Source organism: Thermostichus sp. OS-CIW-31 (assembly GCF_054060305.1).
In genome coordinates this window covers 189,195-213,925 of record NZ_JBSSDA010000002.1, presented here as the reverse complement: position 1 = coordinate 213,925, position 24,731 = coordinate 189,195, and the positions used below count along the sequence as shown (strand labels likewise).

The window sequence follows — 24,731 nt, the reverse complement described above, 5'->3', positions numbered from 1 at the left end:
TAGGTTCCCTTTCATGCCCAGAGATCTACGCCGTTTTATTGCTCTGCTGGAATCCCGTGGTCAGCTCCGCCGCATTTCGGCAGAAGTGGATCCGGATCTGGAAATTGCCGAGATCGCCGATCGCCTCTTGGCCTGCGGGGGGCCGGCGCTGCTGTTTGAGCGGGTGAAGGGATCCCGTATGCCGCTGTTGATCAATGTTTTGGGCACGGTGGAGCGCATTTGCTGGGCTTTGGGAATGGAGCAGCCTCAGGATCTGGAGGAACTGGGGAAAAAGCTGGCCCTGCTTTACCAGCCGCGGCCACCGCGGAGCTTTGCCCAGGCGGTGGAGTTGGGACAAGCTCTGTTTAGCGTACTCAAAGCTAAACCCAGCCGGGATCTGATCCCTCCCTGTCAGCAGGTGGTGCGGCGGGGAGAGGAAGTGGATCTCACCCAATTGCCCCTGTTGCGGGTCTACCCCGGCGATGCCGGACGGGTGCTGACCTTGGGCCTAATGGTCACCAAAGACCCGGAAAACGGGATCCCCAACGTGGGGGTGTACCGCCTGCAGTTGCAAAGCCGCAACACCATGACGGTGCAATGGCTGTCGGTGCGGGGGGCGACTCGGCATCTGCGCAAAGCGGCGGCCCTGGGCCAAAAGTTGGAGGTGGCGGTGGCGGTGGGGGTGGATCCGGTGGTGATTCTGGCGGCGGCCACACCCCTGCCGGTGGATCTGTCGGAGTGGCTGTTTGCCGGTCTCTACGCCGGAGAAGGGTTGCACCTGGCCCAGTGCAAAACGGTGGATCTGCAGGTGCCGGCTCATGCTGAGATCGTTTTGGAGGGCACCATCACCCCTGGGGAAGTGGCCCCCGATGGGCCTGCCGGGGATCACATCGGCTACTATGGCCCCCGCAACGAGCAGGCCCCTCTGATTCGCTTCCACTGCTTGACCCACCGCCGGGATCCCATCTATCTCACCACCTTCAGCGGCAAGCCCCCCAAAGAAAACGACATGATGGCGCTGGCCCTGAACCGCATCTACACCCCCATCCTCAGGCAGCAGGTGCCGGAGATCGTGGATTTCTTCTTGCCGATGGAGGCGCTGGGCTACAAAGCAGCCATCCTCTCCATCGACAAGGCCTACCCTGGCCAGGCGCGGCGGGCGGCTTTGGCTTTTTGGAGCGCCCTGCCCCAATTTAGCTACACCAAGTTTGTGATCGTGGTGGACAAGGATATCAATGTGCGGGATCCACGGCAGGTGCTCTGGTGTCTGTGTTCGCGGGTGGATCCGCAGCGGGATGTGTTTATTCTGGCGGACAACCCCTTTGACACCTTGGACTTTGCCACCGAAAAACGGGGTCTGGGGGGCAAGATGGGCATTGATGCCACCACCAAAATTCCCCCAGAAACCGATGCTCCCTGGCGGGAGCCCCTTGCTCCAGATCCGGAGGTGGCCCGCTTGGTGGATCGCCGCTGGGCAGAATATGGCCTGGCGGATCTCGATGGGCAGCCGGCGGATCCCCGCCTGTTTGGATACGATCTCTAAGCCCGCAGGGCCTCAATGGGATCCAGTTGCGCCGCTTTGCGGGCCGGGAAAATGCCAAAGACTAGCCCAATCCCAGTGGACAGGGAGAACGCCACTCCCACTGCCACCCCATCGACTTGGGTGGCCAAGGGGGTGAACACCTGCACCGCCACCAGCAGGCCGCTGCTGAGGAGGATCCCGAGCACCCCCCCGGTCACGGCAATGAAAATCGCTTCGGCGGCAAACTGCTGCAAAATCTGCCGGCTATCCGCCCCAATCGCCTTGCGCAGCCCGATCTCATGGGTGCGTTCCGCAACCGAGATAAGCATCACATTCATGATCCCCACCCCTCCCACCAGCAGGGAGAGGGCCGCCGTGCCCGTCAGCAGCACCCGCAGCAGGCTCAAAATCCTGGCCGACCCATCCAGGAGCACCTTTTGGTTGCGGATGATGAAGTCATCTTCTCCCACCAATTGGTGCCGCTGGCGCAGCAGGTTGCGGATTTGGAACTCGGCAGCAGGCAGATCGGCTTCAGAGCGGGCCGAGACGAAAATCGCCGTCAGCTCTGTGCCGTAGGGGGAGCGTCGCCCGACCAACCGATTGGCCACCACATCCACCGGCAGAAACACTCCGGCATCGCTGTTGCCAAACACCGTCGGCTTCGAGCGCAAAGTGCCGATTACCTCGAAGGGCAAGTTGTTCAGCAGGACGGTCTCCCCAATGGCAGCGGCGGGATCCAGGCCGAACAACTGGCTGGCGGCATCGCTGCCCAGCACCACCACCGGGCGCTGTTCCTCGATGTCGGAGGGCAAGAGAAAGCGGCCTGCCTCGATCTCTAAGTTCAACACCGACAAGTACTCCGGCCAAGTGCCGGTGGCCTCATAGCGGCGATCCACTCCACCTCGCACAGCGCGCACATTGGTGCCCAGGCTGGGGACGGCTGCTGACACGGCAGGCACTTCCGCAGCAATGGCTCGCACATCCTCCAAAGTGAGGGGGCGGATGTTGCCGGCATCGACCAGGCCCAAGTTGGCCGAAAAGACGATCAGCAAGTTGGTGCCCAGAGAGCGAAATTGATCCACTGCCATCTCTTGGGCAGCATAGCCAAATCCGGCAATGGCCACCACCGCCGCATTGCCGATGAGGATCCCGAGCATGCTCAGCCCGGTGCGCAGGCGATGTCGTCGCACCATTTGCCAGGCCATTTTGGCCGCCGTTGCCAGGCTCATGGCTGTTGCTCCGCTCTTTGAATCAAGGTCTCTAGGTTCACCCCAGGAGGCAGGGCAGTAAAGACCCGATCCCCTGCCTGCAGACCAGAGAGGATTTGGGTAACTCCACCCTGAGTGATGCCCGTTTCCACGCGCCGATAGACAGGTTGCCGGCTTTGGGGATCCAGCAGGAGCACGCCTTCCTGGCTTTCCTCCCGGAGGATAGCCACTGAGGGCACCGTCAGAGCCTGAGGCTGGGGATCCCCAATGAAATCCACCGAAACAGTCATGCCGGTGCGCAAAAAGTCGGCCCCAGGCTCCGGTTCAACGAAGACCCGAAAGACGGTTACCTCTCGCACCACCACCGTAGCGGGTGCAATCCGCTTCACCCGCCCCTGCACCAGGCGGTCGGGGTAGGCCAGGGAGCGGATCTCCACCGGCTGACCCACCCGCACCTGGGCAATCTGGGCTTCTGGCACTTCTGCCCGCACCTCAATTCCCTGAGCCAGCGCCAAAATGGAACTGGAAGAAGCTGCGGTGGCATCGGAAGCTGCTGTTGTGGGAGCTACAAAGGATCCCACCTCGGCAAAGCGCTGCACCACCACACCGGAAAAGGGGGCGCGGACTTCGGCCTCGGCCAGCCGGGATTGCCGTTGGGCCAGCTCGGCTTGTGCCTGGGCAATTTGGGCTTGAATTTGCTGTAGGGTTTCCGGGCGGCTCCCCAGTTGCAATCGCTCCAACTCCTGTTGAGCAGCTCGCAAATCCGCTTGCGCTTGTTCCAGGCGGGCCGAGCGTTGATCCAGCTCGCTGCGGGCTACCACCCCCGCCTGCACCAGGGCCTGGATGCGCTCTAACTCCCTCTGAGCCAAGTCCACCTGCGACCGGGCAGCATCCACCCTGGCCTGGGCCGCCGCGATCACCTGGGGGCGCTCTCCGGCCTGTTGCTCCGCCAGACGAGCTTGCAGCTCTTGAATGCGGGCCTGGGCTTGCCGAATGCCGCTGGCAAGATCGCCGTAGTCCATCCGGGCCAACAACTGCCCTGCCACCACTTCATCTCCCTGATCCACCAACAGCTCCGCCAAGCGACCCGACTCGCGGGGGCTGACATTCACCTGGCGGATCGGCTGCACCTGGCCGCTCACCCGCAGGCGTTGGGTCAGATCCACCACTTGAACCGGTACCGTCAATCTTTCCAGCCGTTCTGCCCTCTGCTGCTGCAGCTGACGCTGGATCAGGAGACCGCTGCCCCCTAGGCCGGCCAACAGCAAGCCCAAGAGCATCCAACCGAAGGGAAATCTCTTGGGGCGGGGTTTGCTCTGGGGCAGAGGCTGATCTGCAGGCCTGGGAGTAGACAGGGATCCCGTCTTGGGCTCATCGGTGTGCAGGATCACAAAAGTCTCCCGTTTGTAACAAAAGCTTTATCTTTGTCTAGCCTATTGGAAAAATGGGGGAAGCGTAAACACAGTCTCCCACCTCTTGAGCTCTATGTCGGCCAGCTCTGTACAAAAAACAGCGACGATTGTTACCATGGTTAACTGCCGGTAGCGCGGGAAGGCCATGAACGTTCGCATCAACGCTGAGGAGATCATCCGCTCCATTGAAGCTGCCCAGATGAAGCCGGATCTGCCGGAGATTCGGGTTGGGGATCAGGTACGGGTGGGAGTTCGCATTCAAGAGGGGGGCAAGGAGCGGGTACAAGCCTTTGAGGGCACGGTCATTGCCATGCGCCACTCCGGTATCAACCGCACCATTACGGTGCGCAAGGTTTTCCAAGGGATCGGTGTGGAGCGGGTTTTCCTCATTCACTCCCCGCGCATCGAGTCGATTCAGGTGCTGCGGCGGGGTAAAGTGCGTCGGGCCAAGCTGTTCTATTTGCGGGATCGGGTGGGCAAAGCCACTCGTATCAAGGCCAAGACAGAGAGTGCGGATAGCAAGGAACAGCTTCTTTGAAAGGTGGGTGTACCTGCTACACTGGGTAGGCGGGTGTAACCTTTGGCCAATGCGTCCTTAGTTCAGTTGGTAGAACGTCGGTCTCCAAAACCGGATGTCGGGGGTTCGAGTCCTCCAGGGCGCGCTAACCATCAGACCCCCTTCTGTGGCAATGGCTTAAGGTGGAAACACCCCATCTGAGGTGGTTTTGGCGGCCATGAAGTCTGTCTCCAATGTCCTCTCGGCTCTGTTGCTGGGGCTGCTGCTTTGGTTGGGGATCCCTATCTGGCCTGGATCGGGTGTTGTGGCAACGGCGGCGAGCCACAAGGTGGATCGCCAGATCGATCGACTGTTTGAGGAAGCCTTTGCTGCAACTCAGAGGGGAGATTTTGCCCAGGCGGAAGCCCTGTGGACTCAACTGTTGCAGATCCAGCCGGACAACCCAGCCCTGTGGAGCAACCGGGGCAATGCCCGTGTCAGCCAGCACCAACTGCAGGCAGCTCTGGAGGATTATGCTGAGGCCATTCGTTTGGCCCCTGAGGCGCCGGATCCCTATCTAAATCGAGGAACTGCTCTGGAGGGGCTGGGGCGGTGGCAGGAAGCAATTGCCGATTATGAGCGGGTGTTGCAGTTGGATCCCAACGATGCCGCGGCCTACAACAACCGTGGCAATGCGGAAGCAGGGCTGGGCAGATGGCAACAGGCTTTGGCCGACTACCGCCGCGCCACAGAATTGGCTCCCGACTACGCCTTCGCTCAGGCCAACTATGCTCTGAGCCTCTACCAGGTGGGCGAAACAGAAGCTGCCCTGCGCTTGATGCGGGCTCTGGTGCGCAAGTACCCGAAGTTTCCAGATATGCGGGCTGCTCTCAGCGCCATTCTTTGGGCGCAGGGTCGCCAGGGAGAGGCTGAAAGTCACTGGGTGGCTGTGCAAGGACTGGATCCCCGCTACGCCGACCTGGAATGGGTGAAAACCGTCCGCCGTTGGCCACCGGCGATGGTGGCAGCTCTGGAGCGTTTCCTTTCTCTCAAGTCGTGAGGATCGGGATCGCGTCGGAGATACCCTGGGCCTTGACTCTGCGCATTGACGAAACAGTTGCTGGGGATCCCCGCAGCCAGAGTCTCAGGTTACATCCTGGCTGGGGGTATGGAGATTGCTAGATTGGGATCAAGCCGAGGGAGGATTCCAGCAGCAGGCTTAACCCAGAGCCAAGAGAGCGCAGAGGGATCCCGGAGCCTCTCGGTAGACTGTGAAAAAGACTGTGTAAAGGATTGCTTCCTGCGACACCTTTTCGCCTTCTTCTTCGTCTGTTTTAGACCTATCGCGGCGCGTGGTATCAACGTGAGTGCAATGGCTTGTTTCTCTCGCTCTTCTTCCTTCTTCCCTGATGGGAGAGGGAGGCTGCGAAATCACTGGAGCTGGGCAGGGCTGTTGCTCATGGTTCTGCAGCTTGGGCAACCCGCCGTGGCTCAGACGGAAACCCGAGTTTGGAGCGGAACCGGCCAAATTTTGAGCGGCCAGGGGCAGGGGGCGACGGTGCAATTGATCTTGGAAACGGGTGGCGGGCGTATCTGGAGCCAATCGGGGCCGGCTTTGGATGCACCCTTTTCCGGCGGCCATATTTCGGTAACCAGCGGCGATGGCACTTGGCAAATCCAATCGCAAGGGGATCAGTTGTTGGTCACCTTTTACCGCGGCGAGCAGATCATCCGCTGGCAACTGCGGCCCATGGGCGAGATCCCCAGCTCTTCTCCTTCTGCGCCATCCAGCTCCCTGAGCAGTGACTCCGCCCAGCCCGTAGCGCTGCCCGTCCAAGAGCTGGTGATTCCAGTACTGAAGAATTTGCCCGGCAACCCCTGAGGGATCCCTGCCCCGCCGGTTCTCGACCCATGAAACCTGGTGGGTTGGCCGCTGGGGCTATCAAACCTGTGGCCACTGGAATGGGCTGGGATGATTTTGGGGGCGGTGGGCCTGGGGATCCTATCCCATCGGCAGTTAGCCCGCCTGTTGTTTAGCTGAGCAGCGGGACACAGGGCAGGGGCAGTTGAGCTGCTGCCGCCGCATCCAGCAACCACAGCAGCCGTCCTCTGGGGTTTATGCGCTGGCAGGGTAGGTGGGCCTCGGTGGTCAGCGCCTCTTTCACGATGGGGGCTTTGTTCGCTCCGGTTACCAGGAACACCACCTGGGCTGCCTGGTTCAGAACAGGATAGGTCAAGGTTAGACGCGGCTCCTGCCCTTTTTGCCCCACTGTCACCCAGCGGTGCTGCACCTGCAGAGCGGCTGTGTCGGGAAACAAGGAAGCTGTGTGGCCATCTTCCCCCACTCCCAGCCATACCAGGTCGAGAGAAGGGCACTCTGTACCGAAAATCTGCCGCAGGGTCGCCTCGTATTCGGCAGCATCGCGAAGGGGATCCCCCGCTTGGGTGGGCATAGGGAAAACTTGAGCCGCCGGGATCCCGATCTGCTCCAGCAAGGTTTCCCGCACCATACGGTAGTTGCTCTCAGGGTGATCCGGGGGAACATAGCGCTCGTCTCCCCAGAACAGCCAGGTTTGTTGCCAAGGGATCCCTGGGGTTTGGGCCAGGGCAGCATACAGCTTCTTGGGGGTGCTTCCCCCGGCCAAGACCACCGTAAAGCGTCCCCGCTCGCGAATGGCAGCGGCTGACCGAGCTTGCCAAATCTCGATGGCCCGTTGGATTAAGACGGGGCCCTCCGGAAAGATCTCCAACTGGAATCCCTGCATACACCGAAGCCCTACTGCCGACCTATGCTGGGTCAGCCGACCTGCACCAACACTTTACCGAAGGGATCCCCTAAGCGGGGCAAACACTAGGAAGCCACCGCCAGCTCTTTGGCTTCTGCCCGAATTTGCTCGTAGAGGGCGCGCAGCTTCAGGCCCACGATGATCTGAATCAGACCAGAGCCATTGCGGGATCCCGGGTATTCCGGGTGCTTGCGCAACAGTTCCGTCAGCTCGCCATAGTAGCGGGTGGACAAGTTGCTCAGGTGGTTCTCGATGTAGATGACCTCTTCCAGCTTGTCGAAGGTGCCGTCGATCTCCAGAATCGAAACCGGGTGCTCGAAGTAGGTGGAAGGGCCATAGTGGAGGCGGATCCCTGGATAGGAACAAGTCAGCTTTTTGCCGCAGGGGATCCAATCAATGGTGGAGCCTTCGTCAAAGAGATAAACATGGTCGAAGTACTTCACCCCTTCCCGCTGGATCAGCCGCACCCGCAGTACTTTGTGCTCTGGATCCAGCTCCGGCAACAACTGGGTAGGCAAAACCTCAATGACGGCATCGGCGTACTGCTTCTGCACATCGACATAGGCTTCAAAGTCCGGGCGGCGAGCCTCGATTGAGCGCAACACATCTTCGTAGGTGTGGCCCCGCTCCGCCATGTCCCGCTTCACTTTCCAAGCAATCTTGATCTCTGGGGCCAGATCCAAGTACACCTTGAAGTCCAGCAGCTGGCGCACCCGCTCGTCATACATGGGATGCAGCCCCTCCAGGACGATGATGCGGTTGGGCTCCACCAGCTCCGGTGGGTCAATCAGCCCCGTCTCGTGGTTGTAGATGGGCTTCATCACACTTTGGCCGTTCTTAAGCGCCTTGGCCTGCTCGTACATCAGGTCGAAGTTGTTGGCGCGGGGATCCAGCGCCGTGATGCCCTTCTCTTTGCGCTGGTAGCGATCCAAGGAGTGATAGTCATCCAGACAGATGGTGGTAATCAGATCCCGGCCAAATAGATCCCCCAGCCGGCGTAAAAAGGTGGACTTGCCACAGCCAGAATCTCCGGCGACACCAATCATCACAACACGATCAGGACTGCTTGCCATGGGAACTCCTTGGGGACGGGCAGGGCAAAACTGAGAAAAAGGCTCTAGAAAGTTACCAACTGTTACGATCTTGCATGATACCAAATAAAGCCGTTACATCACAAGCCGCTGGCAGGCCAGAGCTGTGGGCACCCTAAGCAACAATTTAACAAAAAATCCATATTTTTGGCCGATGAGCTTGGCCGGGATTATTTTTCCGGGGTTGCCGCTCTCAGGACGGCCTGGGGGGCTGGCGAAGGTCGTCTGCTTCTCCTCTGAACAAGTTCCATTTGAGCAGCCGGGCTGCTGTGGTGTTTGCTATTTTGCTATATGTAAACTCATTTCCTCCCAGTGCCAGGAGCAGATCGCAGGTATGGTTGCCAGCGCAGAAAAGCGAGAGGTTGTCGTCAATCTGTATCGTCCCAACGCCCCCTTGATCGGCCAATGTGTGGAGACCTACTCCATTGTCGGCGAAGGAGCACCCGGACTGACTAAGCACATTGTGCTCAGCTTGCCGGATCCCAACTACCGCTACCTAGAAGGGCAAAGCGTTGGCATTATCCCTCCTGGCGAAGATGCCAAGGGCAAGCCCCACAAGCCCCGCCTCTACTCGATTGCTTCCACCCGCTTTGGCGATGATGGCGAGGGGCGCACCGTCTCTTTGAGCGTGAAGCGGGCTGAATATGTCGATAGAGAGACAGGCCAGCCGGGGGTGGGGGTCTGCTCCGGCTTCCTCACCGATTTGAAGGCGGGCGATGAGGTGATGATTACGGGGCCATCGGGGAAAACCTTCCTGTTGCCTGAAGATGAGAATGCCAACCTGATCTTGATCGCCACCGGCACCGGCATTGCTCCTTTTCGCGCTTTCATCAAGCACCTGTTTGAAGAGGATCCCAACTATCAGGGCAAGATCTGGCTGTTCTTTGGGGTGCCCACCACCTCCACCTTGCTCTACCACGGGGATCTGGAGGCCTGGAAAGCCCAGTACGGGGATCGCTTCCGCGTCGATTACGCCATCAGCCGCGAGCAACAAACCCCCGATGGCAAGAAAATGTACGTGCAAAACCGCATGGCCGAGTACGGCGCCGAGCTGTGGGAGATGCTGCAACAGCCCAACACCTACACCTACATCTGCGGCCTCAAGGGGATGGAGGACGGGATCAACAACGTCATGGGGCCTTTGGCCGAACAAGCCGGTCAGGATTGGAGCAAGTTCCAGAAGGAACTGAAGAAAGCAGACAGGTGGCACGAAGAAACCTACTGATCCCTGCTTGTGATCCCTGCTTGTCGGTTTGTCAGCGCCAATAGGGATCCCGTTCCTTGCTTGAGAGCACTGGCGTGGGGAGTATGTCAAAATGCTTCTATCTCCCAGCGTATGCGCTTTTTTCCCAGGAGCATCGAACCGTGGACGCGCGCTACAATCCCCAGGCCATTGAGAGCAAGTGGCAGGCCCACTGGCGTGAAATTGGGCTGGATCGCACCCCAGAGCTGAAGGACGGGAGCCGCAAATTTTATGCCCTGTCTATGTTCCCCTACCCCAGCGGCAACCTGCACATGGGGCATGTGCGCAATTACACCATCACCGATGTAATTGCCCGCCACAAACGAATGCAGGGGTACGCAGTGCTGCACCCGATGGGCTGGGATGCCTTTGGCCTGCCGGCGGAGAATGCCGCCATCGACCGGGGGATCCCACCGGCCAAGTGGACCTACCAAAACATTGCCCAGATGCGGGATCAGTTGCAGCGGTTGGGCCTGTCCTACGACTGGGAGCGGGAGATTACCAGTTGTTCGCCGGACTACTACAAGTGGACGCAGTGGATCTTCCTGCAATTTTTCAAGGCCGGCTTGGCCTACCAGAAAGAGGCGGCGGTGAACTGGGATCCGGTGGATCAGACGGTGTTGGCCAACGAGCAGGTGGATGCGGAGGGGCGCTCCTGGAGATCCGGTGCCCTGGTGGAAAAGCGCATGCTCAAGCAGTGGTTTTTCAAAATCACCGCCTATGCCGACCAACTGCTGGCGGATCTGGAAAAGCTCTCCGGCTGGCCGGAGCGGGTGCGCACCATGCAGGAGAACTGGATTGGCCAATCGGTGGGGGCTAAGGTGATTTTCAAAACCGAGGCAGGGGACGAGCTGGCAGTGTTCACCACCCGGCCCGATACCCTCTGGGGGGCCACCTTCATGGTGCTGGCGCCGGAGCACCCCTTGGTGGACAAGCTCACCACTGCCGAGCAACTGCAGGCCGTCAGAGCCTATCAAGCCCAGGCCGCTGCCCGCAGCGAGATCGAGCGCAGCGCCGAAGACCGGGAAAAGACAGGGGTTTGGACGGGATCCTACGCCATCAACCCCGTTAACCAAGAGCGGATCCCCATCTGGATTGCCGACTATGTGTTGATGGGCTACGGGACGGGGGCCATCATGGCCGTGCCTGCCCACGACCAGCGGGATTTCGAGTTTGCCCGCAAGTTCGGCCTGCCCATCAAGCGGGTGGTGCAGCCGCCGGAGGGTTCTCCGGCCTCAGCGGATCGCGCCAGCGGGACGGAGTCCTCAGAACTGCAGGCTGCCTGGACGGGGGAAGGGGTGATGATCAACTCTGGCCCCCTAGACGGGATCCCGGTGGGCAAAGGCCCAGGGCAAAGCGTGGAAAGAGCCATCGCCTGGCTGGAAGCCCAGGGGCTGGGGGAAAAGCAGATCAACTACCGCCTGCGGGATTGGCTGATCTCGCGGCAGCGCTACTGGGGTTGTCCCATCCCGGTGATCCATTGTCCCCAGTGTGGCATTGTGCCGGTGCCGGAGAAGGATCTGCCGGTGCTCTTGCCGGAGGATGTGGAGCTGACGGGGCGAGGGGGATCCCCGTTGGCCCAGTTGGAGGACTGGGTGAAGGTGAAGTGCCCCACCTGTGGCGCGGAGGCTCGCCGGGAAACCGATACCATGGACACCTTTGTCTGCTCGTCGTGGTACTTCCTGCGCTTTAGCGATGCCCGCAACGACCGAGAGATCTTCCGCAAAGACCAGGTGAACGCCTGGCTGCCGGTGGATCAGTACGTGGGCGGCATCGAGCACGCCATCCTGCACCTGCTCTATTCCCGCTTTTTTACCAAGGTGTTGCGGGATCGGGGGCTGCTGGATTTTGACGAGCCGTTCCTGCGTCTGCTCACCCAGGGGATGGTGCAAGGGCGCACCTACTACAACCCCAACAAGTCCGGCAAGGATCGCTGGATCCCGGCAGCTCTGGTGAAGGATCCCAACGACCCGCGGGATCCGGAAACGGGCGAGCCCCTGCAAGTTATCTACGCTACCATGTCCAAGTCCAAGGGCAACGGCGTGGATCCTGAGGAGGTGCTGGCCCACTACGGGGCGGATACGGCCCGCATGTTTATCTTGTTCAAGGCCCCGCCGGAGAAGGATCTGGAGTGGGACGATGCCGACGTGGAAGGGCAATTTCGCTTTCTCAACCGCGTCTGGCGGCAGGTGTACGAGTTTGTCGTTCGGGGTGGCGGGACGGAGTCCTGGCGGGGCAGGGTCTCAGAGCTGTTGCCGGCCAAGGTCGAGGTGGGATCCCTGACCAAGGCGGAAAAAGATCTGCGCCGGGCCATCCACACCGCCATCAAGGAAGTCAGCGAAGATCTGGAAAACGATTATCAATTCAACACTGCCATTGCCGAGCTGATGAAGCTGAGCAATGCTCTGGGGGAGGCCGGGATCCCGGATTCGCCGGTCTATGCAGAGGGGATCCGCACGCTGGTGTTGCTGATGGCGCCTTTTGCCCCCCATATTGCGGAGGAGCTGTGGCAGGCGCTGGGGGGCGCAGACTCGGTGCATCGGCAGTCTTGGCCCAGCTATGACCCGGCAGCGCTGGTGGCCGACACGGTGACCATTGTGATTCAGGTGAACGGCAAATTGCGCGGCTCGTTTGAGGCCCCTGCCGAGGTAACGCCGGAGGAGCAGGAACAGTTGGCCCTTCGGTCAGAAGCAGCGCAGAAATACCTGGAGGGGGCAACACCCAAAAAAGTGGTGGTGGTGCCGAAAAAGCTGGTTAACTTCGTCCTCTAACGGCGGGCCTGGCCAAAATGTTCCGCACTGCTGACACGAACGGGATCGGGGCTTTCACTCGGCGTGGCAGCTCATCGACTTTCCAGGATCGGGCTATGCTGGACTGAGGACTACACCCATCTCCCTGTTGCTATGCGAGACCTTCTGCGCGACATCCTTCGGGACTGCTCTGGCTTTGTGGAACTGCGCTACCACAGCAAGGTGTTTCGCAGCATCACTGCCGAGAAGGGCCGCCTTGAGCGCACCGCGGTTCGTCGCCGTTCCGGAGTGGGGGTGCGGGTGTTGGAGGCCGGCACTTGGGGCTTTGCTGCCACCGGGGATCCCTCGCCGGCTGCCATTCGGGAGGCCATCGCTGAAGCTCGCCGTGCCGCCCAAGCCAGCGCCGACTACCGCAAACAAAAGCTGGGATCCCTGCCCAGTGTGCGGCTGGCCCAAGGGGAGTTCTGCGAGCCCGGTGTGGAGGAGGTGTTGAACAAACCGCTGGAGGCGAAGATCCAGTTGGCTCTGGAAACCGAGGCGCAGGCCCGGCAGGCTTCCCGCCAAATTAGCTCCGCCAGTTGCACCTACAACGAGATTTACGAGGAAAAAGCCATCGTCACCACCGATGGGGCGGATGTGGCCTTTCGTCTGGTGCGCCCCGAGCTGCGAGTTCAGGCGGTGGCCGAAGCGGACGGCCAGCTCAGCAGTGGCTCCGAGGCCATTGGGGTAACGGGGGGATGGGATTGCCTGTTCCGCTCGGATCCCTTGCAGATGGCGGAAAAGGCGGCTGCTACCGCTGTTGACTTGTTGTCCGCAGGCTACGCAGAAGGGGGATGGGCCACGGTTATTCTGTCGCCTTCCATCGTGGGGCTGTTGGTGCACGAGGCCATTGGCCACACGGTCGAGGCGGATTTTGTTCTGGCGGGTTCTGTGGCTGCCGGCAAGCTGGGGCAGCGGGTGGCCAGCGACTGGGTTACCCTCAAAGACTCCGGCCATTCAGAGTTTATGCCGGGGGCAGGGGGAACCCTTCCTGTGGACGACGAGGGCGTTCCTACCCAAAGCACCACCATCATCCAAAACGGCATTCTGGTCAGCTATCTCCACAACCGCGAAACTGCTGCCCACTTTGGCGTAGAGCCCACCGGCAATGCCCGCGCCTGGGAATATGCCGATGAGCCTTTGATCCGCATGCGCAACACCTTCATTGAACCCGGATCCCAAACGCTAGAGGAAATCATCGCCAGCACTCCCGATGGCTACTTCCTGGATGGGGCCAGGAACGGGCAGGCGGACTCCACGGGCGAGTTTATGTTTGGGGTAGAGCGGGCCTACCGCATTCGCGATGGCAAGCTGGCGGAGTTGCTGCGCGGTGTCACCATCACCGGCAATGCTTTTGAGGTGCTGCAATCGGTGGATGCCGTCTCGCGGGACTTCCTGTGGGACTTGGGATCCGGCCATTGCGGCAAGGGTCAACCGGCCAAGGTGGATGCGGGCGGCCCCTACATTCGCTGTCGGGCCATTGTAGGTGGGCAACAACCTGTGTAGTTATTCCCTTGGCGCTCCACAGCTAGCCCAGAGGTGAAGCCTACAGCTCGCTCTGTAAAGGGGACTGGCAGGCCAGCTCCAGGACTACCGAAAGCTGCTGGCCAGGAGCTACACAGAAACTCTGTCCTGCCGGCACGACTGACCGTGGGGGAGTTCACAGAACAGCCAATCCGTCCGCAAAAATTAGGGATCCCCTCACCTGCGGGGATCCCAGATGGGGTACTGGATCAAACCTTAGCGAGGGAAAACCACCTGGGCTCGCAACTCGCCCGGCGGGTTGGCCTGCGTGTGAATGTTGATGTAGTAAGCTCCGGCCAAAAAGCTGGAGACTTGCTCAGGGGTGAGGTTGGCTTCCAGTCGGAAATTCCCCGACTGATTGCCTGGATTCGGCAACATGTTCAAGACAAAGGCCACCGGCCCTGTGGCCTGGGCGAAAGATTGTCCTGGCTGCGGCTGAGCAATGTGAATGTGCCCAGGGCCAAAGTTAGCAATGGGTAGAAGTGGGGTTGTGAGATTTGTAAAGCTTCCTTAACCGCTGAGAAACAAGACAGCAACCAGGCAAAAGCCGCAAAAAGCCTCGAAAATTGAACGAGGCCGAAGGGCAAAACCGATCAACAACATGGAAAAAGCTCCTCGGTCAGAGAACAGGCTAAATAAGGTACGTATCAGGCCCAGCTTCGGATTCATCTCTGGGTTTAAAAGACGGCGACATCACTGCTACCGAGAGACAAAAATCCCCACCCTGTGGGGGGCGGGGGATGGTGTAGACTGCACGCGGAGCAGAAATCTCTGACCGTACCCATTGGAAGGCATAGCCGGGGAGAGTGTTCACCCAGGCACTTTCCCCAACCTCCGTTCAGGATAGATCTGTCTATCCTCTGGCCGAGGCGGCCAAAGCAGAGTTCATGATCGGCCAGAACCAGTGGGGCCGCATCAGGATGACAGTGTCGATGACGTGGATGATGCCGTTATCGGCTTCGATGTCCGCTTGGATAACGGTGGCGTTATTGACCTCGAAAACGTCCCCTTCGATCAACAAGTCGATGGGGGATCCCTCTACCGAGCCCACACTTTGGTACTTGGCCAAATCTGCCTTTTTCAAGCGGCCGGGCACCACGTGGTAACACAGGATGCGAGTCAGTTGGGGGATGTTTTGCACCAGAGTGGTGATGGTGCCAGGGGGCAGCTTGGCAAAAGCCGCATCGGTGGGGGCAAAAACGGTAAAGGGGCCGGGGCTTTTCAAAGTATCCACCAGGTTTGCCGCTTTAACGGCAGTTACCAAGGTGGAAAAACCCTCAGCAGAGACCGCAATATCAACAATATCGGGCATGGCTGGGATCCTTTGGCTGGGAAGTTGCTGCTAACAAAGTTGCTGCTCGAAATGTTTTGGGATGGTTAAAGTTGCCATAGGCTAGCGATAATTCTGATCCTGGATGTAGGAAAGACGGGCGGCTTCTCGGATCCCGTATTCCGGTCGGGTGAAGCGATTGAGTTGTCCCTCAAAATAGCGGCGGTTCATCATCAAGTGCCGTGGATTTGGATCATCAAGGGGATACAAGAAAGCGGCCCTTCCCGCCTGAATCACGGCTGAGGTGACGTTGTACATGGAGCGCTGGAAGCTAACCCCCAATTGAATCAGCATATCCTCTTCGCCGCGGCAATGCTTGCGATAATACTCCACCAAATACTGGGGCAAAAAGTGGTACATATCCTGGTGCAAGAGCGTGGGCGGGATCCCGGCGGTGCCCACCGGAAACTTATCGGCGTAGAGGATCCCGTAGTGGAAGTCCAACTGGTTGGTGGGAACTTCGTTGGCCTGGGCGTTGTAGGACTTAGTGCCGCGGAAAGGAGAGGTGCGATAAAACACGGCCTCTACATAGGGGAAGGCAGCCTCATATAGCCAGGTGAATCCTTTGGATTTGGGCACAATATCGTACCATTCTCCCCGAATGCGCACGCGATGGTAGATGGGTCGTCCGGCAATGGCGAAGATCCCGTTGACCAAAAAGTTCATCGCCTCCGGCACGCTGGTAATTTTGCCTTCGTCGTAGAGATCGCTGATCTCAAAAAAGACCGGAGCCATCACCTCCCAAAACAGGCCCAACACCGAGTACATGGTGGCCTGGCGGCACAGCTCCAAGAACATATCAGGGAAGAGCTTGTATAGCCCCATCAACAAGGGGTTGCCCTGGCAATAGGCGCGGATGGCGCGGTCGGCATTTTGCTTGTATTCTTCGGAATCCATGTAGGGATCCAGCAAGCCCCCCATATCCCGGTGCCAGAGCATGGCCCGCATACATTCTTCGGCAAATTCCATGTTGATGCGGTCATGCCAGAGGTGATGCAAAATTCTGGGCAGCTTGCGCTTCAGCTCCCCTTTTTCCATGAACTCCAGCAGCTCGGGGTGGGCCGTAGCCTGGCCTCGCCAAATGCGCAAATCCGCGTTATCCCCCGCGTAGTGGTTGGCCAGCTTCAGATACTCTTCAGGAATGATGAACTTGAAAAAAGGCAAGGGATCCACAAACACCTGCTCGGCAATGTAGAGCAGATCCCGCCAGTAGAAATCCATTGGCACGGCATAGGCTTTGTAGAGGCCGATAATTTGCATCAGGTTTTCCGGCGTATCTGGCAGCATGGATCCCCCTGCCTCCAGGCGGTGGACTACATCCGCAAAAGGATGGGTAGAAGGGGGCAGCTTGCGGGCTGTGAGGGTTGTCGTCATAGAAGAAGTCTCCAACTCTTCAAAAGTTCTGGCTCCTTGAGGTCATTCCCTGGGATCTCAATTCCTGGGAGTTTCCCGCTTGCCTGGATCGGCTCCAGAGAGGGTGATGGGGGCAAGGTCACCGGCTGATGCCAAGATAAGCGTTTGGGCCTGAGCCACCTGGGTGGATAGGGTAAAGGCCAAGGGTTGTGGCCATTTCACCAGGCTCATGGGCTGGATCCCAAACCAAACGATCAAGGCCGTCAAAATCAGCCCCGGGATCCGCTCCCAGCCATGCACGCGCGGGTAGTAGGCGGTGCGGTTGTCCAACCTGCCAAAGCAGGTGCGGTTCAGCAAAATCACAAAGTACACCGCCGTCAAGCCGGTGCCACAGATGCTGATCAAAGTGGGCAGAGGAAAATCTTGGTAGCTGCCCTGGAAGATCAAGAACTCCGCCACAAAGCCCACCAGGCCAGGGATCCCGGCGCTGGCCATCCCCCCCAAGATGAGCAGGGCGCTCACTGTGGGCAAGCCTCGCAAGGGGTTGAGCAGGCCGTTGAGCACATCCAGATCCCGCGTTCCCACTTTGCGCTCCACCAAGCCCACCAGATCAAACAGCAGCGCCAAGATGAGACCATGGGAGACCATCTGCACCATTGCCCCGGTCAGGCTAATGGGGGTGGCTGCCGCCATGCCCAGCAAGATGTAGCCCATGTGGCCAATGGAGCTGTAGGCCACCATGCGCTTGATGTCTTTTTGGGCGATGGCTGCCAAAGCCCCGGACAACACGGCAATGGCTCCCCACCAGGCTAGGATCCCGCCCAGGTCGGCCCAAGCTTGGGGAAACAACTGCAGCCCAAAGCGAAACAGACCGTACGTGCCTAACTTGGAGAGGATCCCTCCCAGGAGGATGGCCACTGGCGGCGACGACTCCCCGTATGCATCAGGCAACCAGGTGTGGAAGGGGATCAGCGGCATCTTAATGCCGAAAGCCACGATCAAGGCCAACAGCGTCAAGGTCTGGGCAACAGGGCTGAGAGAGGTGATGCGGATCTCCAGCAGCTCAAAGCTATGGGGATCCCCCAGCCAGTAGATGGCCAAAAAGGCCCCCAACAGAAAGATGGCGGAAACGGCGGTGTAAATCAAAAACTTGATGGCAGCATAATCCCGTTTGCCGCTGCCCCAGATGGAGATCAGCAGATAGATCGGGATCAGCACCAGCTCGTAAAACAAGAAGAACAAAAGCAGGTTCTGGGCAACAAAAGCCCCGTTGACCGACCCGCTCATGAACAAAATGCAGCCGTATAAGAGGTTGGGCCGCTTCACCTCTGGCTCAGCTGTCAGCACCGCAATCAGCGTGAGCAGCCCATTCAAAGCCACCATCAGCAGGGAAAACCCGTCCAGGCCCAGGGAGTAGCTCAGCCCAATTGCCGGGATCCAATCCCACCGCTGCACCCACTGCAGCCCTTCCGCTTGCAGGTCAAAGTTGGCAAACAGCAGCAGCGAGATCCCCAGCAGGATCCCGGCCAAGGCCACCGCCAGCTTTCGCCCCCCCAAGCCTAAGAACAGGAGCAGGGATCCCAAGATCGGCAACACAATCAAGGCACTCAGCATGGTCTTTTCCCTCTTTATCTAAGGACTCCGTCCCGCTACCTTGCCCAAGCCTAGAGAATCAGCCAGCCCAGCAGGGCCACCCCCACCACAATCGTCAGCACGTAGGCTTGCAACTGGCCAGAGGTGGTGTATTTCAAAACCTGTCCACCCGCCAATACCGCCAAGCTGGTCAAATTTACCAAGCCGTCTACCACATAGCGGTCGAACAAGGCTGTAACCTCAGAGATGATGCGTACCGCAAACACGACACTGGCCCGGTAGAGCTTGGGGGTGTAGAAGTCGTTGGCCAACAAATCCTGCCAGTCGGCCAAGAAGGCCCAGTCCACCGGCTGCCGCTGCGGACGCAGATACAGCCAGGCTCCCAAGGCAATCCCCGTCAGGCTGGATCCCGTCATTACCCCAACAGGGATCCCTTCCAGAGCGGGAATCAGACCCAGCGTCGCCAGGATCATGGGCATGTGCAGCGCCACCCCCATCGTGACCGTCATGGGCAGCATCATCGGCCAATGCACCTCCGGCGAACGCTCGCTCATCTGCTGCGGCTTGCCCCCCCAGATCAGGCCAAACACCCGTGTCAGCCCTAGGGCCGTTACAGCATTGGTAACCAGCACAACTGCCGCCCACAACCCCTGCCCCGGTTGCACCAACTGCTGCCACAGATCCGTCAGCACCCAAAAAGAGCCGAAGGGAGGCAAAGCGATGATTCCAGCCATCCCGGTCAAGAAGCACAGCCCCGAGATAGGGCGCCGCGACCACAAGCCTCCTAGATAGCGCAGATCCTGGGTAATGCTGTTCCAGATCACCATGCCCAGCGCCATCACCAACAGGGCCATCGCGGGCGCATAGGTCAGCAGCAACCCATAGGCTTGCTGGGGATGACCGGTGCCCACCGCCACAAAGATCAAGCCCATGTAGGCGCTCACCAGATAAGACAGGGCCCGCTTGGCATCGATCTGGGCCAAGGCCACTAGGGATCCCCCCACCGCCGTCAAGCTGCCGATAGTCAGCATCACCTTCAGCACTGTTGGGGAAAGCTCGTAGAGGGGTTGCAGGCGAATCAACACCCAGGCCCCTGTGCCCACCACCACCGCATTGCGCAAGATCGTCGAGGGGATCGGCCCTTCCATCGCCTCATCCAGCCACAGGTGCAGAGGAAATTGGGCACACTTGCCTACGGGGCCGGCCAGCAACCCCAGCCCTACCAGGGCCAGCAGGGTGGGATCCACAGTGACAGATCCTGCCTGCACCGCCTCTGCCCAGGCCGCCAAATCCTCAAACTCCCAGGAGCCGGTCAGGGGATAGATGGCGATTACCCCCATCAAGAGCAACAGGTCGCCGATGCGCTTGGTTAAAAAAGCGTCCCGCGCTCCCGTCACCACCAGCGATTGGTTGAACCAAAAGCCCACCAACAGGTAAGTGCCCAGGGTCAAAATCTCCAGGATCACGTAGCTGAAAAAGAGGGAGTCGCACAAAGCCAAGGCACACATCCCCCCCTCAAACAGGCCCAGCAGGGAGAAAAACCGCGCCCAGCCCCAGTCCATTTCCATGTAGCCAAAGCCGTAGATCTGGGCCACCAGGTTCAGCCCCGTCACCACAGCGCAGGCCCCCAGAGTTACCGATGACACCTGCAGCGGCAGCTCTAACATCAGATCCCCCACCTGTAGCCAGGGCAACCGAATGACCTGCGCCGGCTGATCCCAAATTGCCACCAGCGCTCCCACACTGTGCAGGAAGGCCATCAACGTCAAGAGCGCATTCAGATAACCTGCCGGACGTGGTCCCGTGCGCCGGGTGATTCCTGGGGACCAGATCAGCGCTCCCGCCCACGCCACCAAGGCGTAGAGGGGAATCAGCCATGCAGTTGTGACCAGCCCGTTCAAGCTCATAATCCTCCTTCGGCCAGGGATCTTGGCCAAACTGGAACACTTGCTGAGATCCTGTAAAAAATCTTAAGCAGCATCTTAGCTGCGAACCGAGATAGATAAAAATTGAACTTTCCGATAAAAACTATAGACAAAAATCTATAGTTCAAGCAGGGGGAGCAGAATAACCTCTGTCGTTGTCACCCCCTCACTCTCTAAAGCGTAGATGGAAATGAACCCCTTGGGAACCTAAGGATTTGCGATTGTTTGGACACAGGGAATGATCAAGAAAACTGGGTTTAGCGCTCCGCACCGCCAAAGCGAAGGCCTACGGCCCGCTGTCGCGACAGAGCGGCTTTGTGTTATGGTACGGGTTGATCTCCGCCAACTTGAATATGGCGCAGTGTCAATAAAAAGTGTCTGGGAGTTCATCCCAGTAGTTGGGGCTATGGCATCCGCTAACGCAAACACGACCCCGTCCACCCCTTCTCCCAAGGTTGCTGCTCAAGCTGCTGTGAAATTGCCGAGAAGACTGAGAACAACGACCTAGAAGGGCGTCTTGACTTTGGGTTGCTTGACCTTTAGCTCGCGAAGCCGTTTCAACATCTTCTGGAAATACTCCGCCAGGTAATCCTCAAGCGAGGTCAGAGAGGCCAGTTCGATCCCCAAGGTTTCGCACACAGCCGTCATGTCGGCATGCATGGGTTCTTTGGCCGCGATCACCTCCACAAACGCCAGCCGGTCGGCAATGTTCCAGCTCCACTGAAAAAACTGCGCCACCTTGCGCGCCCCTCTCAGCAGTCCCAGCGGCATGGTGCTGACTTTGGCCTTTTTGCCGGAGAGCTGCTCGCACAAGGCAATGACTTCTCGAGCCGTCCAAGCCTTGGGCCCCACCAAGGGAAAGATTTGCTGCTTGGCAGCTTCTACAGTGAGAGCTCGCACCGCAAACCGGGCTGCATCTAGGGTGTCTAGGTAGGCCGTTGGCATGCCCTCGCCGGTTACCCAGACGATTTGTTCTTCCAAGATGGGGATGGCGTACTGGCCGATCAACCCCTGCATAAAGCCCGCTGGCCGGAAAATGGTGTAGGGCATCTGGGATCCAACCAAATACTTCTCAATGTGATGCTTGAAATTCATCAGGGGCACATTGGGATACTCGTGGTGGGCGCCCATGATGGAGAAAAAGATAAAATGCCCTACCTGGGCAGCCCGTGCCGCATTGATCAGGGTAACCTTGCCATCCCAGTCCACCTGACGGGCGCTGAGGGTGTCGGTCACCCGCACCGTGGCACAGTCGAGCACCGCCTCGATGCCTTCCATCGCGGAGTTGAGGGTGCTGGGCTGAAGCAGATTTCCCACTTTCAGTTGAGCGCCCCATTCACTCAAGAAAGCAGCCTTTGCCGGATTTCGCACCAGACAGGTAACTTGGTGTCCCTCTTCGATGGCTCGGCGTACCACTTGACGGCCCAGCGTTCCCGTCGCCCCCACAACCAGCACGTTCATAAAATTATCATTTCTTAACCTTAGGCTTAGTCTATCAGACCAGCGCAACTCCCGACACAACCTTAGAGGCAGCAACAAACCAATGGGGATCCTCTGCCAAGCCGGCTTTGAGGGATCCCCAAAGTTGGGTACTGAAGCGTCTAGCTGGCCAGCTCGTTCATGCGTTGCGCCAGGGTAAAGTCCAGTTCTGTAATGCCCCCGGCATCGTGGGTGGTAAGATGCACCCGCACGCGGTTGTAGACATTGGTCCATTCGGGATGGTGCCCCATGCTCTCGGCCACCAAGGCCACACTGCTCATCCAGCCAAAGGCTTCGACAAAGGAACCAAACTGAAATTGGCGATGCAGCTTTCCCTCCCGCAAAGACCAGCCGGGCAGTTTCTCCAGCTTGGCCTGGATCTCGGCTTCACTTAGCTTGACGGGTCTGGACATGGGCGTTCCCTCCGGTCGATGCCATCGTTTTCATCACGCTTTCATCAAAGGAGCAACTGAGAGCGGATCCCGGCTTATTCACAAAACTTCATGACCTTTGTATTCATGCTCTTCTACATGCGCGTCTATGGGCGCGGGGCTGAGCGGCTTGTACAACCAGTAGCCTTGTACAGCAAAGTGGGCCTGCTGATAGAAATGGAGGGCGGCTTGGTTGTGATGGTAAACCTGCAGGGTAATGGCAGCTAGCTGCTGCTGGGATCCCCAGCGTTCCACCTGTTGCATCAAAGCTCTGCCCAGGCCCTGCCGGCGATGGGCGGGATCCACCCAGAGCAGAAAAATGTAGGCTACCCGCCGATGGGTGGCTTGATCGGTGGAGATGCCGGCCCAAACACAGCCCACCGGCTCTGCAGTTTCTTCTTTCAAGATCCACCAGCAGGGGGTGCGGGGTGGGTCGAAGAGGCGATCCAGCGTCTCTTCTAGGTGATCCCAGTTGCTTTGCTCTGGAAAAGATTCCTGCAACGTGGCCTGCAATCCTCGTCGCACCCAGGGCCGATCCCAGGCTGAACCGATGCGCCAACGATAACCCACAGGCAAAGGGATCCCTTGTTCAGCCATCCTCAGGCATTTGCAGAAAGGGCCACAGGCGTCGCTTCTTCTAGAGGGGCAGGCTGGGCCATATCCTCCGGCAGAAACGAGCGAATGCTCACCACCACCAGGGTAAACAGAAACACCAGCAGGATGAGAGCGGGAAAGATATATTGCCGCAGGATGCTCATGCTTCTACATAATCATTTCAAGTTTCTACAGCATAGCGTGCAGGGAGGGATCCCTGGGCAGCTTTTCGGAAATCTCCTCGGTTTTTCTTCTCCTGATCTCCATCTCAGCCCCTATCGACTGACCCTGGGGGATCCCATGCGTCAATAAGGTGAGAAAGTGTAGCCTACGATTCCAAAGTGAGGTTGGCTGTGCATTAAGGTCGAGCGTAGTTGTGAGTCATCCGCCCCACCTGATCCCACTGCTGCGCGACGCGAGCGGAGAATCCATGAGCACTCCCAATCGCCCCTTGAAGACCCTTGGGATCCCTCCCAATGCCTGGGCTGTGAATGCCGAAATGGCCGACCTCACCCGTCCGCCCTTGGATCCCCGGCCCATCCTGCTGCCCACCTCCAGCAAAACCCTGCGCTTGGATCTGGCCAAAGCGGCGCTGCTGGTGATCGACATGCAAAACGACTTTTGTCATCCCGACGGTTGGCTGGCCAGCATCGGCGTCGATGTCACACCGGCGCGGGCTCCCATCGGCCCTCTAAAAGCCCTGCTGCCCCGCCTGCGACAAGCTCAAGTGCCGATTGTGTGGGTGAACTGGGGCAATCGCCCTGACTTGCTCAACATCAGCGCCGGCTTGCGACATGTGTACAACCCCACCGGAGAAGGGGTGGGACTCGGGGATCCCTTGCCCAAGAACGGGTCTCTGGTTCTCACTCACGGCAGTTGGGGTGCGTCCGTAGTGGAGGAGTTGGAAGTCAAACCCGAGGATATCTGGGTGGACAAGTTCCGCATGAGCGGCTTTTGGGATACCCCTCTCGATAGCATTCTCAGAAACCTGGGGCGCACCACCCTCTTTTTTGCCGGCGTGAACATCGACCAGTGCGTCATGACCACGCTGCAAGATGCCAATTTCCTCGGCTACGACTGCATTTTGCTGGAAGACTGCGCCGCCACCACCTCTCCTGAATACTGTTTGCTAGCTACCCTCTACAACGTCAAGCAGTGCTTTGGCTTTGTCGCCTCCTCCTCAGATTTGCTCGCGGCTCTCCCCTGTTAGCACTTGCCCACTATTCACCCCTCATCTCTTGAGCGGAGGATCCGGATGCAAACGCTTTCCCGCTGCGTGATTCCAATTGTTAAAACCCCTGCCGATTATCAGGCTTTTCGCATCAGCCCCCACGATACCAATCGCTTGGCCATTGTGTTTGATCCTTCTCATGCTCAGATTTCTCTGACTTTTTGTGTGGAGATCTTCGATGAGGGAGGCAAAACCCCTCCCAACCGCCATCAAATGGCTGTAGAGATGTTCTTTATCCTCAAGGGTGAGGGCATGGCCATTTGCGATGGAAAAGCGGCTCCCATCAAAACTGGAGATAGCATTCTGGTACCGCCGACCGGTGTACATGAAATCCACAATACCGGCCCAGGCCGCCTCTACGCCCTCTGCTTCATGGTGCCCAACGAAGATTTTGCCGAGCTCATCCGCTCCGGCACTCCTGCGGACTTGGATGAGGAGGATTTGCAGGTGCTGTCGGGGGGCTGGAGAAGGGCATTTGCTGAGGCTTAGGCCTCAATGGCTCTGGGAGCTGTAGAGGTTGGAAGTCAGGGGTACTGATACATTTACGCTGAACACTGCTGAACATCACTGTTCAACTATGCAGCGATGGCATTCTGTTTGTTTCCAAACAGAATGGCGGTATCCCGCAAAGCTTTGAGTAGAATACCCAAAGCGCAGTTTCCGTGTCGTCTTACTACCAGTTTTCTGCTTTGCTTTGGCTACCATGTTGGCAGACTCGAAAGTAAACAGAAAGATCAACTGGTAG

The 24,731-nt window shown here is 58.8% G+C and carries 22 protein-coding genes and 1 tRNA gene; 10 read left to right on the top strand and 13 right to left on the bottom strand.

Annotated features, from left to right (window positions below; all coding sequences use genetic code 11):
- Positions 1-13 precede the first annotated feature (13 nt).
- Positions 14-1,522: a UbiD family decarboxylase gene (locus tag ACVWY9_RS02415; protein ID WP_457387390.1), complete on the top strand. Its 1,509-nt coding sequence runs from the start codon at positions 14-16 to the stop codon at positions 1,520-1,522.
- Here the strand turns inward: ACVWY9_RS02415 and ACVWY9_RS02410 are convergent.
- Positions 1,519-2,730, bottom strand: a complete 1,212-nt coding sequence (locus tag ACVWY9_RS02410; RefSeq protein WP_414424043.1) for an ABC transporter permease — start codon at positions 2,728-2,730, stop codon at positions 1,519-1,521. The two genes, ACVWY9_RS02415 and ACVWY9_RS02410, sit on opposite strands and share 4 nt — an antisense overlap.
- Complete coding sequence (locus tag ACVWY9_RS02405) at positions 2,727-4,100, bottom strand: efflux RND transporter periplasmic adaptor subunit (protein ID WP_457387389.1); 1,374 nt, start codon at positions 4,098-4,100, stop codon at positions 2,727-2,729. Before ACVWY9_RS02405 ends, ACVWY9_RS02410 begins: the two co-directional genes overlap by 4 nt.
- Positions 4,101-4,266: 166 nt before the next feature.
- Here ACVWY9_RS02405 and rplS point away from each other — a divergent pair, with 166 nt between their 5' ends.
- The 4 genes from rplS (at position 4,267) to ACVWY9_RS02385 (ending at position 6,499) form a co-directional block, all read left to right on the top strand.
- The gene (gene rplS / locus ACVWY9_RS02400; RefSeq protein ID WP_414515783.1) at positions 4,267-4,659 is read left to right on the top strand and encodes a 50S ribosomal protein L19; all 393 of its coding nucleotides are present in this window, start codon (positions 4,267-4,269) and stop codon (positions 4,657-4,659) included.
- 51 nt (positions 4,660-4,710) lie between these two features.
- A tRNA-Trp gene (locus ACVWY9_RS02395) sits at positions 4,711-4,783 on the top strand.
- A 72-nt stretch (positions 4,784-4,855) separates the two neighbouring features.
- Positions 4,856-5,677, top strand: coding sequence for a tetratricopeptide repeat protein (locus ACVWY9_RS02390; RefSeq protein WP_457387388.1), 822 nt, complete (start codon positions 4,856-4,858; stop codon positions 5,675-5,677).
- A gap of 399 nt (positions 5,678-6,076) precedes the next feature.
- Positions 6,077-6,499 carry a hypothetical protein gene (locus ACVWY9_RS02385; RefSeq protein WP_414344534.1) on the top strand — a complete coding sequence of 141 codons (423 nt, stop codon included), beginning with the start codon at positions 6,077-6,079 and terminating at the stop codon, positions 6,497-6,499.
- 151 nt (positions 6,500-6,650) lie between these two features.
- Here ACVWY9_RS02385 and pgl read toward each other — a convergent pair whose 3' ends face one another.
- Positions 6,651-7,382 (bottom strand): 6-phosphogluconolactonase, encoded by a 732-nt coding sequence (gene pgl, locus ACVWY9_RS02380; RefSeq protein WP_457387387.1) that lies wholly within the window; start codon positions 7,380-7,382, stop codon positions 6,651-6,653.
- Positions 7,383-7,468: 86 nt separating this feature from the next.
- Positions 7,469-8,476 (bottom strand): phosphoribulokinase, encoded by a 1,008-nt coding sequence (locus tag ACVWY9_RS02375; RefSeq protein WP_414351832.1) that lies wholly within the window; start codon positions 8,474-8,476, stop codon positions 7,469-7,471.
- A gap of 352 nt (positions 8,477-8,828) precedes the next feature.
- Here ACVWY9_RS02375 and ACVWY9_RS02370 point away from each other — a divergent pair, with 352 nt between their 5' ends.
- The 3 genes from ACVWY9_RS02370 (at position 8,829) to ACVWY9_RS02360 (ending at position 14,032) form a co-directional block, all read left to right on the top strand.
- Entirely contained in the window at positions 8,829-9,719 is an 891-nt protein-coding gene (locus ACVWY9_RS02370; protein WP_414418557.1) for a ferredoxin--NADP(+) reductase, read from the top strand.
- A 140-nt stretch (positions 9,720-9,859) separates the two neighbouring features.
- Entirely contained in the window at positions 9,860-12,508 is a 2,649-nt protein-coding gene (gene leuS, locus ACVWY9_RS02365) for a leucine--tRNA ligase (RefSeq protein WP_457387386.1), read from the top strand.
- A 132-nt stretch (positions 12,509-12,640) separates the two neighbouring features.
- Positions 12,641-14,032 carry a TldD/PmbA family protein gene (locus ACVWY9_RS02360; protein WP_457387385.1) on the top strand — a complete coding sequence of 464 codons (1,392 nt, stop codon included), beginning with the start codon at positions 12,641-12,643 and terminating at the stop codon, positions 14,030-14,032.
- A 234-nt stretch (positions 14,033-14,266) separates the two neighbouring features.
- On the opposite strand, the gene ACVWY9_RS02355 is transcribed toward ACVWY9_RS02360, so the two are convergent.
- The 9 genes from ACVWY9_RS02355 to ACVWY9_RS02315 form a co-directional block, all read right to left on the bottom strand.
- Entirely contained in the window at positions 14,267-14,524 is a 258-nt protein-coding gene (locus ACVWY9_RS02355; RefSeq protein ID WP_414357840.1) for a CHRD domain-containing protein, read from the bottom strand.
- Positions 14,525-14,903: 379 nt separating this feature from the next.
- Complete coding sequence (locus ACVWY9_RS02350; RefSeq protein WP_414357838.1) at positions 14,904-15,362, bottom strand: fasciclin domain-containing protein; 459 nt, start codon at positions 15,360-15,362, stop codon at positions 14,904-14,906.
- Between the two features lie 81 nt (positions 15,363-15,443).
- Positions 15,444-16,754, bottom strand: coding sequence for a CO2 hydration protein (locus ACVWY9_RS02345; protein ID WP_457387384.1), 1,311 nt, complete (start codon positions 16,752-16,754; stop codon positions 15,444-15,446).
- A gap of 57 nt (positions 16,755-16,811) precedes the next feature.
- On the bottom strand, positions 16,812-18,347 hold the full coding sequence (locus tag ACVWY9_RS02340) for an NADH-quinone oxidoreductase subunit M (RefSeq protein ID WP_457387383.1): 1,536 nt from the start codon (positions 18,345-18,347) through the stop codon (positions 16,812-16,814).
- Between the two features lie 50 nt (positions 18,348-18,397).
- The gene (locus ACVWY9_RS02335) at positions 18,398-20,233 is read right to left on the bottom strand and encodes an NAD(P)H-quinone oxidoreductase subunit F (RefSeq protein WP_457387382.1); all 1,836 of its coding nucleotides are present in this window, start codon (positions 20,231-20,233) and stop codon (positions 18,398-18,400) included.
- A gap of 522 nt (positions 20,234-20,755) precedes the next feature.
- Entirely contained in the window at positions 20,756-21,712 is a 957-nt protein-coding gene (locus tag ACVWY9_RS02330; protein ID WP_457387381.1) for an NAD(P)H-binding protein, read from the bottom strand.
- A gap of 140 nt (positions 21,713-21,852) precedes the next feature.
- Positions 21,853-22,143 carry a 4a-hydroxytetrahydrobiopterin dehydratase gene (locus ACVWY9_RS02325; RefSeq protein ID WP_457387380.1) on the bottom strand — a complete coding sequence of 97 codons (291 nt, stop codon included), beginning with the start codon at positions 22,141-22,143 and terminating at the stop codon, positions 21,853-21,855.
- Between the two features lie 78 nt (positions 22,144-22,221).
- Entirely contained in the window at positions 22,222-22,758 is a 537-nt protein-coding gene (locus ACVWY9_RS02320) for a GNAT family N-acetyltransferase (protein WP_011434411.1), read from the bottom strand.
- 2 nt (positions 22,759-22,760) lie between these two features.
- Complete coding sequence (locus ACVWY9_RS02315) at positions 22,761-22,919, bottom strand: hypothetical protein (RefSeq protein ID WP_011434410.1); 159 nt, start codon at positions 22,917-22,919, stop codon at positions 22,761-22,763.
- Positions 22,920-23,185: 266 nt separating this feature from the next.
- Here ACVWY9_RS02315 and ACVWY9_RS02310 point away from each other — a divergent pair, with 266 nt between their 5' ends.
- Both ACVWY9_RS02310 and ACVWY9_RS02305 read left to right on the top strand, forming a co-directional pair.
- Positions 23,186-23,965 (top strand): cysteine hydrolase family protein, encoded by a 780-nt coding sequence (locus ACVWY9_RS02310; protein ID WP_457387417.1) that lies wholly within the window; start codon positions 23,186-23,188, stop codon positions 23,963-23,965.
- 45 nt (positions 23,966-24,010) lie between these two features.
- Positions 24,011-24,475 carry a cupin domain-containing protein gene (locus ACVWY9_RS02305; protein ID WP_457387379.1) on the top strand — a complete coding sequence of 155 codons (465 nt, stop codon included), beginning with the start codon at positions 24,011-24,013 and terminating at the stop codon, positions 24,473-24,475.
- Positions 24,476-24,731 lie beyond the last annotated feature (256 nt).

Excerpts from the sequence above, each read along its gene's own strand:
- ACVWY9_RS02415 (WP_457387390.1), top strand. The coding sequence starts at position 14 with ATGCCCAGAGATCTACGCCGTTTTATTGCTCTGCTGGAATCCCGTGGT.
- ACVWY9_RS02410 (WP_414424043.1), bottom strand. The coding sequence starts at position 2,730 with ATGAGCCTGGCAACGGCGGCCAAAATGGCCTGGCAAATGGTGCGACGA.
- rplS (WP_414515783.1), top strand. The coding sequence starts at position 4,267 with ATGAACGTTCGCATCAACGCTGAGGAGATCATCCGCTCCATTGAAGCT.
- ACVWY9_RS02390 (WP_457387388.1), top strand. The coding sequence starts at position 4,856 with ATGAAGTCTGTCTCCAATGTCCTCTCGGCTCTGTTGCTGGGGCTGCTG.
- ACVWY9_RS02385 (WP_414344534.1), top strand. The coding sequence starts at position 6,077 with ATGGTTCTGCAGCTTGGGCAACCCGCCGTGGCTCAGACGGAAACCCGA.
- pgl (WP_457387387.1), bottom strand. The coding sequence starts at position 7,382 with ATGCAGGGATTCCAGTTGGAGATCTTTCCGGAGGGCCCCGTCTTAATC.
- ACVWY9_RS02375 (WP_414351832.1), bottom strand. The coding sequence starts at position 8,476 with ATGGCAAGCAGTCCTGATCGTGTTGTGATGATTGGTGTCGCCGGAGAT.
- ACVWY9_RS02370 (WP_414418557.1), top strand. The coding sequence starts at position 8,829 with ATGGTTGCCAGCGCAGAAAAGCGAGAGGTTGTCGTCAATCTGTATCGT.
- ACVWY9_RS02360 (WP_457387385.1), top strand. The coding sequence starts at position 12,641 with ATGCGAGACCTTCTGCGCGACATCCTTCGGGACTGCTCTGGCTTTGTG.
- ACVWY9_RS02350 (WP_414357838.1), bottom strand. The coding sequence starts at position 15,362 with ATGCCCGATATTGTTGATATTGCGGTCTCTGCTGAGGGTTTTTCCACC.
- ACVWY9_RS02345 (WP_457387384.1), bottom strand. The coding sequence starts at position 16,754 with ATGACGACAACCCTCACAGCCCGCAAGCTGCCCCCTTCTACCCATCCT.
- ACVWY9_RS02340 (WP_457387383.1), bottom strand. The coding sequence starts at position 18,347 with ATGCTGAGTGCCTTGATTGTGTTGCCGATCTTGGGATCCCTGCTCCTG.
- ACVWY9_RS02335 (WP_457387382.1), bottom strand. The coding sequence starts at position 20,233 with ATGAGCTTGAACGGGCTGGTCACAACTGCATGGCTGATTCCCCTCTAC.
- ACVWY9_RS02330 (WP_457387381.1), bottom strand. The coding sequence starts at position 21,712 with ATGAACGTGCTGGTTGTGGGGGCGACGGGAACGCTGGGCCGTCAAGTG.
- ACVWY9_RS02325 (WP_457387380.1), bottom strand. The coding sequence starts at position 22,143 with ATGTCCAGACCCGTCAAGCTAAGTGAAGCCGAGATCCAGGCCAAGCTG.
- ACVWY9_RS02320 (WP_011434411.1), bottom strand. The coding sequence starts at position 22,758 with ATGGCTGAACAAGGGATCCCTTTGCCTGTGGGTTATCGTTGGCGCATC.
- ACVWY9_RS02315 (WP_011434410.1), bottom strand. The coding sequence starts at position 22,919 with ATGAGCATCCTGCGGCAATATATCTTTCCCGCTCTCATCCTGCTGGTG.
- ACVWY9_RS02310 (WP_457387417.1), top strand. The coding sequence starts at position 23,186 with ATGAGCACTCCCAATCGCCCCTTGAAGACCCTTGGGATCCCTCCCAAT.
- ACVWY9_RS02305 (WP_457387379.1), top strand. The coding sequence starts at position 24,011 with ATGCAAACGCTTTCCCGCTGCGTGATTCCAATTGTTAAAACCCCTGCC.